Source organism: Streptomyces aurantiaciflavus, from assembly GCF_049808595.1.
In the GTDB taxonomy this organism is placed as follows: Bacteria; Actinomycetota; Actinomycetes; order Streptomycetales; family Streptomycetaceae; genus Streptomyces.
The window spans coordinates 192,294-207,289 of sequence record NZ_JBNCAQ010000004.1 but is presented as its reverse complement, the minus strand read 5'-3'; the positions used below and the strand labels follow the sequence as shown (position 1 = coordinate 207,289).

Annotated in this window: 12 protein-coding genes; 4 read left to right on the top strand and 8 right to left on the bottom strand. The window is 71.1% G+C overall.

Annotation, left to right across the window (positions count from 1 at the left end; translation table 11 throughout):
* Positions 1-153 precede the first annotated feature (153 nt).
* Positions 154-420 carry a type II toxin-antitoxin system antitoxin gene (locus tag ACPT94_RS05910; RefSeq protein WP_360348742.1) on the bottom strand — a complete coding sequence of 89 codons (267 nt, stop codon included), beginning with the start codon at positions 418-420 and terminating at the stop codon, positions 154-156.
* Positions 417-1,388: an SPFH domain-containing protein gene (locus ACPT94_RS05905; protein ID WP_425245270.1), complete on the bottom strand. Its 972-nt coding sequence runs from the start codon at positions 1,386-1,388 to the stop codon at positions 417-419. The genes ACPT94_RS05910 and ACPT94_RS05905 overlap by 4 nt, the downstream gene beginning before the upstream one ends.
* A gap of 277 nt (positions 1,389-1,665) precedes the next feature.
* Here ACPT94_RS05905 and ACPT94_RS05900 point away from each other — a divergent pair, with 277 nt between their 5' ends.
* Positions 1,666-4,086, top strand: a complete 2,421-nt coding sequence (locus ACPT94_RS05900; protein WP_425245269.1) for a transglycosylase domain-containing protein — start codon at positions 1,666-1,668, stop codon at positions 4,084-4,086.
* A 202-nt stretch (positions 4,087-4,288) separates the two neighbouring features.
* Here ACPT94_RS05900 and ACPT94_RS05895 read toward each other — a convergent pair whose 3' ends face one another.
* The 4 genes from ACPT94_RS05895 to ACPT94_RS05880 form a co-directional block, all read right to left on the bottom strand.
* Positions 4,289-6,466, bottom strand: a complete 2,178-nt coding sequence (locus ACPT94_RS05895) for a SpoIIE family protein phosphatase (RefSeq protein ID WP_425245268.1) — start codon at positions 6,464-6,466, stop codon at positions 4,289-4,291.
* A gap of 325 nt (positions 6,467-6,791) precedes the next feature.
* Complete coding sequence (fomD, locus tag ACPT94_RS05890; protein ID WP_360348732.1) at positions 6,792-7,484, bottom strand: cytidylyl-2-hydroxypropylphosphonate hydrolase; 693 nt, start codon at positions 7,482-7,484, stop codon at positions 6,792-6,794.
* A gap of 72 nt (positions 7,485-7,556) precedes the next feature.
* Entirely contained in the window at positions 7,557-8,942 is a 1,386-nt protein-coding gene (locus tag ACPT94_RS05885) for a class II fumarate hydratase (RefSeq protein ID WP_360348880.1), read from the bottom strand.
* Positions 8,943-9,297: 355 nt separating this feature from the next.
* The gene (locus tag ACPT94_RS05880) at positions 9,298-10,965 is read right to left on the bottom strand and encodes a fumarate hydratase (RefSeq protein ID WP_360348729.1); all 1,668 of its coding nucleotides are present in this window, start codon (positions 10,963-10,965) and stop codon (positions 9,298-9,300) included.
* A gap of 180 nt (positions 10,966-11,145) precedes the next feature.
* Here ACPT94_RS05880 and ACPT94_RS05875 point away from each other — a divergent pair, with 180 nt between their 5' ends.
* Both ACPT94_RS05875 and ACPT94_RS05870 read left to right on the top strand, forming a co-directional pair.
* The gene (locus tag ACPT94_RS05875; RefSeq protein ID WP_360348726.1) at positions 11,146-11,835 is read left to right on the top strand and encodes a DUF1707 SHOCT-like domain-containing protein; all 690 of its coding nucleotides are present in this window, start codon (positions 11,146-11,148) and stop codon (positions 11,833-11,835) included.
* A 108-nt stretch (positions 11,836-11,943) separates the two neighbouring features.
* Positions 11,944-12,321, top strand: coding sequence for a WhiB family transcriptional regulator (locus ACPT94_RS05870; RefSeq protein ID WP_189934029.1), 378 nt, complete (start codon positions 11,944-11,946; stop codon positions 12,319-12,321).
* 126 nt (positions 12,322-12,447) lie between these two features.
* Here the strand turns inward: ACPT94_RS05870 and glpX are convergent, their stop codons facing one another.
* Positions 12,448-13,482: a class II fructose-bisphosphatase gene (gene glpX / locus ACPT94_RS05865; protein WP_360348722.1), complete on the bottom strand. Its 1,035-nt coding sequence runs from the start codon at positions 13,480-13,482 to the stop codon at positions 12,448-12,450.
* Between the two features lie 127 nt (positions 13,483-13,609).
* Here glpX and ACPT94_RS05860 point away from each other — a divergent pair, with 127 nt between their 5' ends.
* Positions 13,610-14,137, top strand: coding sequence for a DUF4245 domain-containing protein (locus ACPT94_RS05860; protein WP_360348719.1), 528 nt, complete (start codon positions 13,610-13,612; stop codon positions 14,135-14,137).
* Positions 14,138-14,265: 128 nt separating this feature from the next.
* Here ACPT94_RS05860 and ACPT94_RS05855 read toward each other — a convergent pair whose 3' ends face one another.
* Complete coding sequence (locus ACPT94_RS05855; protein ID WP_360336272.1) at positions 14,266-14,856, bottom strand: malonic semialdehyde reductase; 591 nt, start codon at positions 14,854-14,856, stop codon at positions 14,266-14,268.
* Positions 14,857-14,996 lie beyond the last annotated feature (140 nt).

Genomic DNA, 14,996 nt, shown 5'->3' with positions numbered 1-14,996 from the left:
TCTACACACCGTGTATACGCCGGATGTATACGCCGAGTGTGGAGTCGGTGGCGCGGGGTGGGGCGCCGCAGGTGGGGGGCGATTGTCACAGGACTGCTACAGGGGTGGCCGGGTGTGTCCGGCCCGCCGTGGGGAGCCCGCGGGCCAGGCCGTTCAGGACGCCGGGGGTCTGGGGCCCGAGCCGCCCGGCGGACGGCCGCGGCGCGGTATCGGGCCGGCCTCGCCGGGCAGTCTCCCCGTCTCCTTCAGTGCCTTGCGCAACAGGAACTCGATCTGCGCGTTCGCCGACCGCAGCTCGTCCGAGGCCCACCGGGCCAACGCGTCGTACACCAGCGGATCGAGCCGCAGCAGCACCTGCTTGCGCTGCTGCGGCCGCCGCCTGGGTGCAGAGCCCTCCGAAGGATCCGCGGGCGAGGTCACTGGTAGAGCGTCCCCGTGTTCAGCACGGGCTGGGGAGCCCGGTCCCCGCACAGCACCACCATCAGGTTGGACACCATCGCCGCCTTCCGTTCCTCGTCCAGTTCCACGATGTCCTGCTCGGCGATCCGGTTGAGCGCCGCCTCCACCATGCCGACCGCGCCGTCCACGATCTCCCGCCGCGCCGCGACCACCGCGCCCGCCTGCTGCCGCTGGAGCATCGCGGAGGCGATCTCAGGAGCGTAGGCGAGGTGGGTGAAGCGGGACTCGATGATCCGCACACCGGCCGCCTCCACGCGCGCGTGCAGCTCGGCGGCGAGCTTCTCGGTGATCTCCTCGGCGTTGCCCCGCAGCGAGAGCCCGTCCTCGTCGTGGGCGTCGTACGGGTACTCGATGGCGATGTGCCGCACGGCCGCCTCGGTCTGGGTGGAGACGAACTCGAAGTAGTCGTCCACCTCGAAGGTGGCCTGCGCGGTGTCCTGGACCTTCCAGACCACGACCGCGGCGAGCTCGATCGGGTTGCCGTAGGCGTCGTTGACCTTCAGGACCGCCGTCTCGTGGTTGCGGACGCGGGTGGAGATCTTCTGGCGGGAGGTGAACGGGTTGACCCAGCGCAGGCCGTCCTCGCGGATGGTGCCGCGGTAGCGCCCGAAGAGCTGGACCACGCGGGCCTCGCCCGGCGCCACCATGTTCAGCCCGCACATCGAGAGGAACGCGCCCGGGGCGACCAGGATGCCGACGACGATCACCGCGGCCTTCGCGGGGCCCGACACCGCCGCCGCGCCGGCCGCGATCAGCCCGACACCGGCCAGCAGTCCGACCAGGCCGAGCAGCAGCGCGAGCCCGCCGCCCACGCTGCGCGCGGGGAACTCGTGCACCCGCGGGGCGGGCATCTCGGGAACGTCGACATCGGCGGAGGCGCCCGGGGTCACCGGCGGGTTCTGCGGGCCGTGCGGGTCGTGTGTGGACATGAGGGTCCCCCGTTTCTCGCGAGTCGTTCTCTCGCGGCGTTAGCTTCGGTCTAGCTAAGTGATATCACTTTATCGGGTGATGGCAACCCTCGGGCCCTTTCGAACGTCGATTCCGGTGGGACGGTGTGCCGGTTCCGCCGAGCGAGGTGCTGATTCTCACGCCCGCCCAGAGCCGGATCGAGAACCCTTCGTCATAGACAGCGGTGTTAGCTTTCTGAGCTGACCTGCCACCGGGCACTGGTGTGACTGCCGAGTAGGAAGCGGAGCGAGCGGACTCATGGGACGAGCGGACGAGAGACGAGCGCGACAGCGCGGTGGCCGCCGCGCGGCGCCCAAGAACCGTTCGTCGCGGGCGGCGGCTCCCGCCTCGCGCAACGAGTCGGTGTCGACGGCCGAGGAGACGACGGCCGCCGCCGTGACCGGCGGCCGCGCGGCGGCCCGCAGGAGCGCGAAGAAGGGCGCCAAGGGCGCCAAGAGCGAGAAGGGCCGCATCCGCAGGCTCTTCACCTGGAAGAAGATGCTCGGCACCTTCCTCGGCCTCGTCGTGCTCACCATCGGCGCCTTCGTCGCGCTGTACATCACGACGCCGATCCCCGACAACGCGAACGCCGACGCCCAACTGCAGAGCAACGTCTACAAGTACAGCGACGGCTCGCTGCTGACCCGCGACGGCAAGCTCAACCGCGAGAACGTGGACCTGGCGAAGGTCCCGAAGCCGGTCCAGCACACCTTCGTGGCCGCCGAGAACAAGAGCTTCTACGACGACGCCGGCGTCGACCTGAGGGGCACCGCGCGCGGCATCCTCAACACCCTCATGGGCAAGGGCGCGCAGGGCGGTTCGACGATCACCCAGCAGTACGTCAAGAACTACTACCTGACGCAGGAACAGACCGTCACGCGCAAGCTGAAGGAACTGGTCATCTCGCTGAAGCTGGACCGGGAGGAGTCCAAGGACTACATCCTGGCCGGCTACATCAACACCAGCTACTACGGCCGCGGCGCCTACGGCATCCAGGCCGCCGCCCAGGCCTACTACCGCGTCGACGCCGAGAAGCTCAACGTCGCCCAGGGCGCCTATCTCGCCGCGCTGCTCCAGGCCCCCAGCCAGTACGACTGGCACGCCGCCTCCGACACCGGCAGGAAGCTGGTCCAGCAGCGCTGGAACTACGTCCTGAACAACATGGTCGAGGAGGGCTGGCTGACGAAGGCCGAGCGCGCCGGCATGACGTTCCCGGTGCCCAAGGAGCCCAAGGCGGCCCCCGGGCAGGAGGGCCAGGTCGGCTACCTGGTGGACGCGGCCAACAGCGAGCTGGAGAAGCAGCTCGTCTCACAGGGCGTCGCGGACAGCCGCAAGGAAGCCGAGGCGATGGTCAACGCCGGTGGCTGGAACATCACCCTCAACATCGACAAGAAGAAGCAGAAGGCGCTGGAGGCCTCCGTCAAGGAGCAGCTGACCAGCAAGCTGGACAAGAAGAAGCGCTCGGTCGACGGCGACGTCCAGGCCGGCGCCGCCTCCGTGGACCCGAAGACCGGCGCGGTCGTGGCGATGTACGGCGGCGTGAACTACGTCGAGCACTACACGAACAACGCCACCCGCACCGACTACCAGCCCGCCTCCACCTTCAAGCCGGTGATCCTCGCCGCCGCCCTCGCCCAGGGCGCCGAGACGCAGGACGGCGAGAAGATCAGCGCGAACACGCTCTACGACGGCACCAGCAAGCGCCCGGTCGTCGGCAGCGACATCGGCTTCGCCCCGGAGAACGAGGACGACGTCGACTACGGCGACGTCACCGTCCAGACCGCGATGAACAAGTCCATCAACTCCGTCTTCGCGCAGATGGGCGTCGACGTCGGCATGGACAAGGTGCTGAAGACCGCGAGCGACCTCGGCATGGACACCGAGGACCTGAAGGCGGTGCCCGCCCAGACCCTCGGCACCATGGGCGCGAGCCCGCTGCAGATGGCCGGCGTCTACGCCACCCTCGACAACCACGGCAAGAAGGTCACCCCGACCCTCATCAAGTCGGCGGAGAACAGCGCCCACACGGTGAAGCCGGCCCAGTCCATCGGCGAGGAGGTCATCAGCCGCGAGGCCGCCGACACGGTCACCTCGGTGCTCACGGGCGTGGTCGACGACGGTACGGCCAAGAAGTCCGTGCGGGACAACCCCCTGCGCAAGGGCCAGAAGGTCGCGGGCAAGACCGGCACCTCCGACAACAACAAGTCGGCCTGGTTCACCGCCTACACCCCCGACCTGGTCACCTCGGTCGGCCTGTTCGGCGAATCCGCCAAGCCCCCGCACCCGCAGGTCACCCTGACCGGCGCGACGACCGGCCTGACCGGCGACGACGGCCGCGTCAACGGCGGTGGCTTCCCGGCGCAGATCTGGGCGGCGTACACCTTCGGCGTCTCCACCAAGGTCACCAAGTTCGACCTGGACACCACCCAGGGCGCCGCGGTCCAGCCGAGCCGCTCGGCCAGCCCGTCGCCGTCGCAGTCGAAGGAGCCGTCGAACGAGCCGAGCTCGGAGGCGCCGACGCCCAGCAAGTCCCCGAAGCCCCCGGTGACCCCGTCCAACACGCCGACGTCGGAGGAGCCGTCGAACGAGCCGAGCTCGGAGGCGCCGTCGCCCAGCAATTCCCCGTCGCCCCCGGTGACACCACCTGAGAACCCCCTGGACCCGCAGTCGGGGCAGTAGGGACGCAAGAGACACACAGAGAGGGGGGGCGGGCCGCCCCCGGGGCGCCCCCCCGGGGGGGGGGGCCGGGGGGGGGGCCCCCCCGCGGGCGGGGGGCCCCCACCCAAACGCCCCCTGGGGGGACTGCGGCCCCCACATACACACCCAGCGGCGCCCCCCGCCCCCCCCCCCCCCCCCTCTCCGTGTGTCTCTGCAGAGGCCGTCAGCCCCGGTTCAGCTCGAACCAGACCACTTTGCCGGTACTCAGCCGAGTGGCCCCCCACCGCCGGGCCAGCCGGTTCACCAGGAACAGCCCGCGCCCGCCCTCGTCCGTGGCCCGGGCCTGCCGGAGCCGGGGCAACTGCGGCACGTCGTCCCCGACCTCGCACCGCAGCACGTCGGTACGCAGCAGCCGCAAGGTGACCGGCCGCGTGGCATACCGCACCGCGTTGGTGACCACCTCGCTCACCAGCAGCTCCACCGAATCGGTGAGTTCCTCCAGCCCCCACCGCTCCAGCGCCCGCCGGGCCAGCCGCCGGGCCTGCCCGGGCGCGGCGTCCTCCGGCTCCAGGAACCAGTACGCCACGTCACTCGGCGCGATCCCGTCGAACCGGGCGGCGAGCAGCGCGATGTCGTCGTCCCGGTCGCCCGGCCCGAGCATGTCCAGCACCTCGTCGCACAGCGCTTCCAGCGGCGGCGGATGATCCGGCCCGGTGAGCTGCGCGGTCGCCTCCAGCTTCTCCCGCAGTTGCTCTATGCCGGTCGCCACGTCCCGCAGCCGGGACTCCACCAGGCCGTCGGTGTACAGCAGCAGCGTCGCCCCGGCGGGCGCGTCCAGCTCCACGGCCTCGAAGTCGACGCCGCCGACCCCGATCGGCGCGCCCGGCGGCACGCGCAGCACCTCGGCCCGGCCGCCCAGATGCAGCAGGACGGGCGGCGGATGGCCGGCGTTGGCGATGGTGATGCGGTGCGAGACCGGGTCGTAGACGGCGTACAGGCAGGTCGCCATGCGGTCGGTGCCCAGGCGCTGGGCCTGCTCGTCGAGGTGGTGCAGCACCTCCTGCGGCGGCAGGTCGAGCCCGGCGAGGGTCTGCGCGGTCGTCCGCAGCTGGCCCATGATCGCGGCGGACGTCATCGAGTGCCCCATGACGTCACCCACCACCAGCGCCACCCGGCTGCCCGGCAGCGGGATGGCGTCGTACCAGTCGCCGCCGACCCGCGCGGTCTCCGCGGCGGGCAGGTAGCGGGAGGCCAGCCGTACGCCCGTGGGACGCGGCAGGGTCTCCGGGAGCATGGTGCGCTGCAGCTCGTCGGCGATGTACGCCTCACGGTCGTACAGCACCGCCTTGTCGATGCCCAGGGCGCTGTGGGTGGCGAGCTGGGCGGCGACCAGCAGATCGTCGTTCTCGAACGGGATGCGGTCCGGGCGGCGGATGAAGACGGCCGCGCCGATCACCCGGCGCCGGCCGCGCAGCGGGGCCAGGATCGCCCGCTTGCCGTCCGGGACGTCCAGCCGGCTGTCCTCGCCCAGCAGCTCGGGCAGCGCGGCGCGGGCGGCCGGGCTGTCGGCGAACACCGGGCGCACCCCGCGCAGCACCTCCGCGAGCGCTCCGCCGGGCCGGACCTCGCACAGCTCGGCGACCACCGCCGACAGCTCCTGCCGGTCCGGCGTCTCCGGGGGCGGCAGGCCCAGCGCCGCGAAACCGGTCTCGGTGTCCCGCTCCTCCGGGATCCGGTCGGTGCGCCGCAGCCGCAGCACGACACGGTCCGCCGCCGGGCGTTCGTCGCCCACCGGCAGCGGGTCGCGCAGATGGACGAGGATCGCGTCGGAGAAGGTCGGCACGGTGGCCCGGCACAGCCCCATCACGATCTCGTCCAGATCCAGACCGCGGGCGATCCGCCGGGTGGCCGCGCCCACGAAGCGCAGCCGGTCCCCGTCCCGCCGCATCGGCGTGGGCCGGCCGGGCGCCGACACCTGTCCGGTACGGCGCTCCTGCCCGTCGGGGCCGTGCTCGGCGCCCGGCTGAACCGGGATGGACTCGGGCACCGGGCGCGGCCGGTGGTCCCCCACGCTCGGCTCCGCCCGCCCGGGAAGCGCTCCCATGGACTCGGCGGACACGGGCTGCGAGTGCTCGGGACCGGAACCGGCCGGATCCTTGCCCTTGCCCACCTCTGCCCCCTTGCCTGCCGTGCCTCCCGTGCTTGCCTTACCGGTCCTGCCGTACGGCGCCGGAGAGCCCGGCGTGCCGATGCCCGGGGCCCCGTCGGTGCGGGCCTGGGCGGCGGGGGACGGTAAGACCGTGGAGTCCGGCACGGGCGCCTGGGAACGCAGAAGCGCCCCGCGGGGGTCCGTGGGGTCGCCGCCCTGGGGGCGCTCGTAGGAGGTGGGCTGCTCCGTCACGCGTGTCGAATCCGTCCGTCCGGGGCTGCGCGCCGCGCGTGCAGTGGGTCCCGCAGAGAACCCGATACCCGGAATACATGTCCCCGGAACGGAGTTCCCGCGTGGTCAGAGTCTGTTCCTGTGCCACCGGTGCACCGGGCGCGGCCCACGGGGCCGGCGTCGAGAATCCCGCCCGCCCCACCAGTGTTGCCCTCGTACCCCTCGCTCACGTCCTGCCGCCCCTCGGTGACATTCGGTCAGACCTGGCGTCTGCTCCGGGAGTTGCTGATTCAAGCCCTTGCGGAGGACGATCCTACGTTTGTCGCCCGGGGGCGCAGCAAGGGTCTCATGTGGACAGGTGCGCGGGCGTGCGGTCCCAGTCCTCCGGCAGCAACGGTACGGCCCATGAGGGATTCGGGCGCCAGTCCTGCCAGCCGTCCGAGAACGGCGGCCCCCAGGCGTGGATCACGTCCACCGCGGACCGGCCCGCCTCCCGCACCCGTTCGGCCACCGACGCGTCCATCAGGCCGTCCTGCTGGGCCTGGGCGAACTCGTCCTCGTCGCGCCAGCCCCAGGTGCGGTCCGGGTACACACAGATGTCCAGAAAGTGGTCCTCGGAGTCCACACCGCCCTCCCAACGGGCCAAGGGCTGCTCCAGGTTGACGTACCAGTTCTTGAACTGCCAGCCCGGCTCCCAGAACAGCCACACCGACCAGGGCTCACCGGGCCGGGCCAGCTTCAGCACGCCGGTGCCGAACCAGCGGTCGCGCACCACGGTCCGGGGCCTGGTGTACCGCGTCCGCAGCGGTTCCTGGTGCAGGGGGGTGCCGTCGGCGAGCACGGGTTTGACGCACTGGGTGCCGGGGGCCATCCACACGGCGAGCAGATCCTCGTCGTCGCGTACGACGGTGACGGGCCGGGCGATGTGGAAGCGCTCGCCGCCGTTCTCCCGGTAGCGCCACAGGATCTGCTCCCCGGGCTCCCAGAAGACCGCCGCACCGCCCGTTCCCACGCGTCTCACCGCTCCACCGTCTGCCATGCACAGATATTAGGTGCCATGGCCATACGACGCTGCGGCAGTCGTCACGGTTCTCGCGCCGGACGCCAAAGGTTACGGGCGCGTCATCCGCAGGACATCCAACGCCTCGTCGAGCTGCTGGAGCGTCAGGTCACCGCGCTCCACGTACCCTCCGTCGAGTACCGCCTCCCGGATGGTCTTCCGCTCCGCCAGCGCCTTCTTGGCGACCTTCGCGGCCTCCTCGTACCCGATGTACTTGTTGAGCGGGGTGACCACGGACGGCGACGACTCGGCGTACTCACGGGCCCGTTCCCGGTGGGCGACGATGCCGTCGACGGTCCGGTCGGCGAGCAGCCGGGAGACGTTGGCGAGCAGCCGGACCGACTCGAGCACGTTCTTGGCGATGACCGGCAGCATCACGTTGAGCTCGAAGTTGCCGGCGGCCCCCGCCGTGGCGACGGTGGCGTCGTTCCCGGTGACCTGGGCGGCGACCATCAGGACGGCCTCCGGGATCACGGGGTTGACCTTCCCGGGCATGATCGAGGAGCCGGGCTGCAGGTCGGGGAGGGAGATCTCGGCGAGCCCGGTGCGCGGCCCGGAGGACATCCACCGCAGATCGTTGGCGATCTTCGTCAGCGACACGGCGATGGTCCGCAGCTGACCACTGGTCTCGACGATCCCGTCCCGCGCGCCCTGCGCCTCGAAGTGGTCGCGCGCCTCGGTCAGCGGCAGCCCGGTGACGCGGGCCACCTCCTGGATGACGGCGGCGGAGAAGCCGGGCGGCGTGTTGATGCCGGTGCCGACGGCGGTGCCGCCCAGCGGCAGCTCGGCGAGCCGGGGGAGGGAGGCCTTCAGCCGTTCGACGCCGTACCGCACCTGCGCGGCGTACCCGCCGAACTCCTGACCCAGCGTCACGGGCGTGGCGTCCATGAGATGCGTCCGCCCGGACTTCACCACGTCCGCGAACTCCTCCGCCTTGCGTTCGAGGGCGACGGCCAGGTGCTCCAGGGCCGGGATCAGGTCCCGGGTGACGGCGGCGGTGGCGGCGATGTGGAGGGAGGAGGGGAACACGTCGTTCGAGGACTGCGAGGCGTTGACGTGGTCGTTGGGGTGGACGTCCCGACCGAGGCGCTCGCTCGCGAGCGTGGCGATGACCTCGTTGGTGTTCATGTTGGACGAGGTGCCCGAGCCGGTCTGGAACACGTCGACGGGGAAGTGCTCGTCCCAGCGTCCTTCCGCCACCTCGGCGGCGGCCTCCTGGACGGCGTCGGCCAGGTCCTTGTCGAGCACGCCCAACTCGGCGTTGACCTTGGCGGCGGCGCCCTTGATCCGGGCGAGGGCCTCGATGTGGGCGCGCTCCAGGCGCTGGCCCGAGACGGGGAAGTTCTCCACCGCGCGCTGTGTCTGCGCCCGCCACTTGGCAGTCGCCGGGACCCGTACCTCACCCATGGAGTCGTGCTCGATGCGGTATTCGCTCATGCCGGGTACAGCGATCGGCACCCGGCGGATGTTCCGCGCGCTGCTCCGTCGGGTGCCTCAAGCAGACGCGGACGCCACTCGGCACCGTCGGCAAGAAGGCCGTCAAGGGCTGCAAGCCGGGCTCGGTGGTCGCGCTGGACCCGCACAGCCCGACGACCGTCAAAGCCGGCGACACGGTCGATCTGACCGTCTGCGCCGGCTGACCCGGCCTGAGGCGACGCCCGCCCCTGCGCCAATCAGGGGCGGGCGTCGCTCACAGGGGTCCTGTGAACCGCTGGACCGGCTCGCCCGGCGGGCACCCCGCAGCCCGTCCCGGGGCGCCCCCTCCGGGGAGCTCCGGGACGAGGCCCGGGCGCTACGCCAGCCCGGGCCCCCGCACCGGGATCGACGTGAACGTCGGCTGCGGCGCCGGGTCCTTGAAGAAGTCGTTGCCCTTGTCGTCGACGACGATGAACGCCGGGAAGTCCTCGACCTCGATCTTCCAGACGGCCTCCATGCCGAGCTCCTCGTACTCGACGACCTCGACCTTCTTGATGCAGTCCTGGGCGAGCCGGGCGGCGGGGCCGCCGATGGAGCCGAGGTAGAAACCGCCGTGGGCGTCGCACGCGTCCGTGACCTGCTGGCTGCGGTTGCCCTTGGCCAGCATCACCTTCGAACCACCCGCCGCCTGGAACTGCTCGACGTAGGAGTCCATGCGCCCGGCCGTGGTCGGGCCGAAGGAACCGGACGCGTAGCCCTCGGGCGTCTTCGCCGGGCCGGCGTAGTACACCGGGTGGTCCTTCAGGTACTGCGGCATCTCCTCGCCCGCGTCCAGCCGCTCCTTGATCTTGGCGTGCGCGATGTCGCGGGCCACGACCAGCGGGCCGGACAGCGACAGCCGGGTCTTGACCGGGTACTTGGTCAGCTCGGCGAGGATGTCGTCCATCGGCTGGTTGAGGTCGATGCGGACCACGTCGGACGACTCGTCCAGATGCTCGTCCGTGGTGTCCGGCAGGAACCGCGCCGGGTCGGTCTCCAGCTGCTCGAGGAAGACGCCCTCGGCGGTGATCTTCGCGACGGCCTGCCGGTCGGCGGAGCACGACACGGCGATGGCCACCGGGCAGGACGCCCCGTGCCGCGGCAGTCGCACCACCCGCACGTCGTGGCAGAAGTACTTGCCGCCGAACTGCGCGCCGATCCCGATCCTCTGCGTCAGCTCGAAGACCTTCTCCTCCAGCTCCTTGTCCCGGAAGCCGTGCCCGAGCGGCGAGCCCTCGGCCGGGATCTCGTCCAGGTAGTGCGCGGAGGCGTACTTGGCGGTCTTCAGCGCGTACTCGGCGGACGTACCGCCGACGACGATCGCCAGGTGGTAGGGCGGGCAGGCGGCCGTACCCAGCGAGCGGATCTTCTCCTCCAGGAACTTCATCATGGAGGCCTCGTTCAGAACGGCCTTCGTCTCCTGGTACAGGAAGGACTTGTTGGCGGAGCCGCCGCCCTTCGCCATGAACAGGAACTTGTAGGCGCCGCCGTCGGTCGCGTACAGCTCGATCTGCGCCGGGAGGTTGGAGCCCGTGTTCTTCTCCTCCCACATGGTGAGCGGAGCCATCTGCGAGTAGCGCAGGTTCAGCTTGGTGTAGGCGTCGTAGATGCCGCGGGAGAGGGCCTCCTCGTCCCGCCCCCGCGTGAGCACGTTCTGCCCGCGCTTGCCCATGACGATGGCCGTGCCGGTGTCCTGGCACATCGGCAGCACGCCCGCCGCCGCGATGTTCGCGTTCTTCAGCAGGTCGAGGGCGACGAACTTGTCGTTGCCGGACGCCTCGGGGTCGTCGATGATGCGGCGCAGCTGCGCGAGGTGGGCCGGGCGCAGGTAGTGCTGGATGTCGTGGACGGCCTCCTCGGCCAGCTTGCGCAGGGCCTCCGGCTCCACCTTGAGGAACGTCCGCCCGTCGGCCTCGAAGGTGGAGACACCCTCGGAGGTCACCAGCCGGTAGGGGGTGGTGTCCTCTCCCATGGGGAGCAGATCGGTGTACTCGAACTCAGGCATCGGTGCCCATTCCTCACTCGACAGACAGCGCGGCTGGCCTCCATTGGCAGCGCCCACCAGCGTAGAACCTGCCTCTGACACCGAGCCTGTGAGGTAAGGCTCAGTTGGACGTCCTTCAGCCACCCGGCGATGGCCGAACGGGGGCTATCGCGATCTATCGTGTTTCGGTACGCTGCTGCCGTGGACCTTCAGAAGCAGACCGAACCGCGCGCCCCCGTCGCCGAGTTGCGCGCCTCGGACGCCGACCGTGACCGCATCGCCGACATCCTGCGCGAGGCCCTCGCCGAGGGGCGGCTCACCGCAGAGGAGCACGCCGAGCGCGTCGAGGGCGTGCTGGCCGCCAAGACGGTCGGCGAACTGGACGTGTTCATCCGGGACCTGCCCGCCGCCCATCACCGGCACGCCCCGCCGCACGCGGCGACCCCGAACCGCCCGGCCCCCGGGACGATCCCCGCCGACCCCGACGACAACCTCGTCGCGGTCTTCAGCAGCGCCGTCCGCAGGGGCCGCTGGCGCACGGGCCGCCGTATCCACGCGTACGCGATCTTCGGCAGTGTCGAGATCGACCTGAGCGAGGCGCTGTTCGAGTACCAGCAGGTCGTCATCAAGGCGTTCACGGTCTGCGGCAGCGTCGAGATCCGCGTCCCGGAGAACGTCTCGCTGCGCGGCGCCGGCGGCGGTGTCCTCGGCAGCTTCGAGGTGGACACCCTCGACTCCCCGGAGCCGGACGCCCCCGTCGTCCACGTCGACGGCTGGGCGGTCCTCGGCAGCGTCGAGGGCCGGCCGAAGCGCGGCAAGCTCGTCGCGGACATCCTCGATCGCGTCCAGCACAAGGTCGACAGGAGTTTGCGCAAACACCTCGACCGTTGACGGTTGTGAATGCCGGTGCGCTTCGGGACTCAGTGCATAGGCGCGCGCACAGCGGGTAGGGCTTGCTGCATCGTCTCTCGCTCGCGAAGCCGTCGTCAGGAGTAGACCGTGCTGCAACCGCCGCATTCGTCCCTGCAGGTAGCCGCTGTTCCGGCCCAGCGGGTGCCAGCGCGCGACAGGGACCAAGACGCTCCCTGGCACACCGAGGCCGTGTGCCGGCGCGACGAGGCAGGCCTGTTCTTCGCCCCCTCCAAGGAACCCACCGCCGCCCGCCTCTCCCGCGAGGAGGCGGCCAAGCGGGTCTGCGCCCGCTGTCCGGTCATGGTGGAGTGCCGCGAGCACGCCCTTCTGCAGCCCGAGCCCTACGGCGTCTGGGGCGGCCTCACCGCCGCCGAACGCCGAGTGGTCCTGGCCCGGCGCCGCCGCCGCGACATGGAACTGAAGAAGGCGGCCAGGGCGGCGAACCGCATAGCCGCGGCCGGCTGACCCACCTCACCGTCGAGCAGGGGCGCCCCCTCCGCACCGGGGGCGCCCCCACTTCGGGTCGCTGCCTGTCCGCGGGCTCCCTGCTCGCCCGTGGGGATCCCTGCCGGGACCTGCCTCTGCGGGCTCCTACTTGGCGCGGTCGAAGTCGATCGCGCTGTAGGCCCGCAGCTTGCTCAGCCGGTGCTCGGAGTCGATCCGCCGCACGGTCCCCGACTTGGACCGCATCACGATCGAGTCGGTGGTGGCGGTCTCCGACCGGTACCGCACCCCGCGCAGCAGTTCCCCGTCGGTGATCCCGGTGGCGACGAAGAAGACGTTCTCGCCGGTCACCAGATCCTCGGTCGTCAGCACACGGTCGAGGTCGTGCCCCGCGTCCAGCGCCCGCTGCCGCTCCTCGTCGTCCTTGGGCCACAACTTGCCCTGGATGGTGCCGCCCAGGCACTTCACGGCACAGGCCGAGATGATCCCCTCGGGTGTGCCGCCGATCCCGAGCAGCAGATCGATCCCGGTGCCCTCACGCAGCGCCAGGATCGAGCCGGCGACATCGCCGTCGGAGATCAGCTTGATGCGCGCCCCGGTCTCCCGGATCTCCTGGATGATGCCCTCGTGCCGCGGCCGGTCCAGGATGACGACGGTGACGTCCTCGGGGGTGCCGCGCTTGGCCTTGGCGACCCGGCGGATGTTCACCTCGACGGGTGCGTCGATGTCGACGAACTCGGCGGCCTCGGGGCCGGTGACCAGCTTGTCCATGTAGAACACGGCGGACGGGTCGAACATCGAGCCGCGCTCGGCGGCCGCGAGGACGGCGATCGCGTTCGGCATGCCCTTGGCCGTCAGCGTGGTGCCGTCGATCGGGTCGACGGCGATGTCGCACTCGGGGCCGGTGCCGTCGCCGACGCGCTCCCCGTTGAAGAGCATCGGGGCCTCGTCCTTCTCGCCCTCGCCGATGACGACCACGCCGTTCATCGAGACGGTGGAGACGAGGGTCCGCATCGCGCGTACCGCGGCACCGTCGGCGCCGTTCTTGTCACCGCGCCCCACCCAGCGGCCCGCGGCCATCGCCGCCGCTTCGGTCACGCGGACCAGTTCCAGGGCGAGGTTGCGGTCGGGAGCCTCGGAAGGCACATCGAGTTCGGACGGCAGATGATGATGCTCGGTCATCGGAGCGCACCTTTCTGATACGACGACGGCCGGATGAGGGTTCGAAGCCCGACTCTATCGTCAGTCCGACAAAATGAGCAGGGGACCCCACGGATGAGCGCGCCGGGTACCTGCGACGATAGGGGGCGTGGCAGGTTCGAAAGGCAAGACGCAGACGGTCCGGGACATGGTGCTCTCCCTGGGCCTGATCATGGTCGCCGGGTTCGTCATGTACCTCTTCATCCCGCACGACGACCAGGCTCCTGACATCAAGCGGGTCGACTACCGCGTCGAGCTCCTCACGGCGCGCCGGGCGGCCTCGTACCCGGTGGCCGCGCCCGAGGGCCTGCCGGCCGACTGGAAGGCGACCTCCGTGCGCTTCGACGGCGCCGACTCCGACGCCTGGCACCTCGGCTTCCGCACCCCCGACGACGAGTACGTCCAGGTCGAGCAGTCCGCTCAGGCCAAACGCTCCGAGTTCATCGACGAGGCGACCCAGGGCGCCCGCAAGACGGACAAGACCGAGCAACTCGCCGGCCGGACCTGGACCCGCTACACCGACGGCCGCTACGACGCCCTCGTGCTGGAGGGCGCCGACGGCTCGACGACGGTGGTGGCCGGCACCACGTCGTGGGCCGAGCTGGCGCAGATGGCGGAGTCGCTGAAGACGGCGTGAGCGGCCCCGGGGGGGGGGGGGGGGGGGGGGGGGGCGGGGGGGCGGGGCCCCCCCCCCCGGGCCCCCCCCCGCCCCGGGGCGGGGGCGCCCCCGGCGATTCCGCCGGGGGCCCCCGTCACGTCCCGGTGTCAGACGGTGGTGACGACGTCGTCGTACGCCAGGCGCGGGGAGCGCGGGTAGGAGGCGTTCTCGCCGGGCTTGCCGATGTTCACGACGACCAGCGGGGTGTGGTCGTCGTCCAGGAACTCCTTGCGGACGCCCTCCGCGTCGAAGCCGGTCATCGGGCCGGCGGCCAGACCCGCGGCGCGGACGCCGACGATGAAGTAGGCGGTCTGCAGGGCGGCGTTCAGGGTGGCGGAGCCCTCACGGGCGGCGCGCTCGCTGAAGAAGACGTCCTTGGCCTGCGGGAACGCCGGGAACAGGGTCGGCAGCTCCTCGTGGAACTCGTTGTCCGCGGAGAGGATCGCGACCAGCGGGGCGGTGGCCGTCTTGGCCTGGTTGCCCTCGGCCATGTGCTGCACCAGACGCTCACGGGCCTCGGCGGAGCGGACCAGGGTGATGCGCAGCGGGGTCTGGTTGAAGGCGGTCGGACCGTACTTGACCAGGTCGTAGATCGCCTGGACCTGCTCGTCGGTCACCGGCTCGTCGGTGAAGGTGTTCGCGGTGCGGGCCTCGCGGAACAGCAGGTCCTGGGCGGCGGAGTCAAGAACGAGAGACATGCGTGAACTTTCCAGAGTGCGCGTCCGGATCCGGAGCACCGGACCGGCTGACGTGCACGACAGTACGCGAAAGAAGTTCAATCTTCAACAAAGCTGGGGTGGGGTGACCCGCTTCACAGCCCACCGCCCCTGCTCCCCCT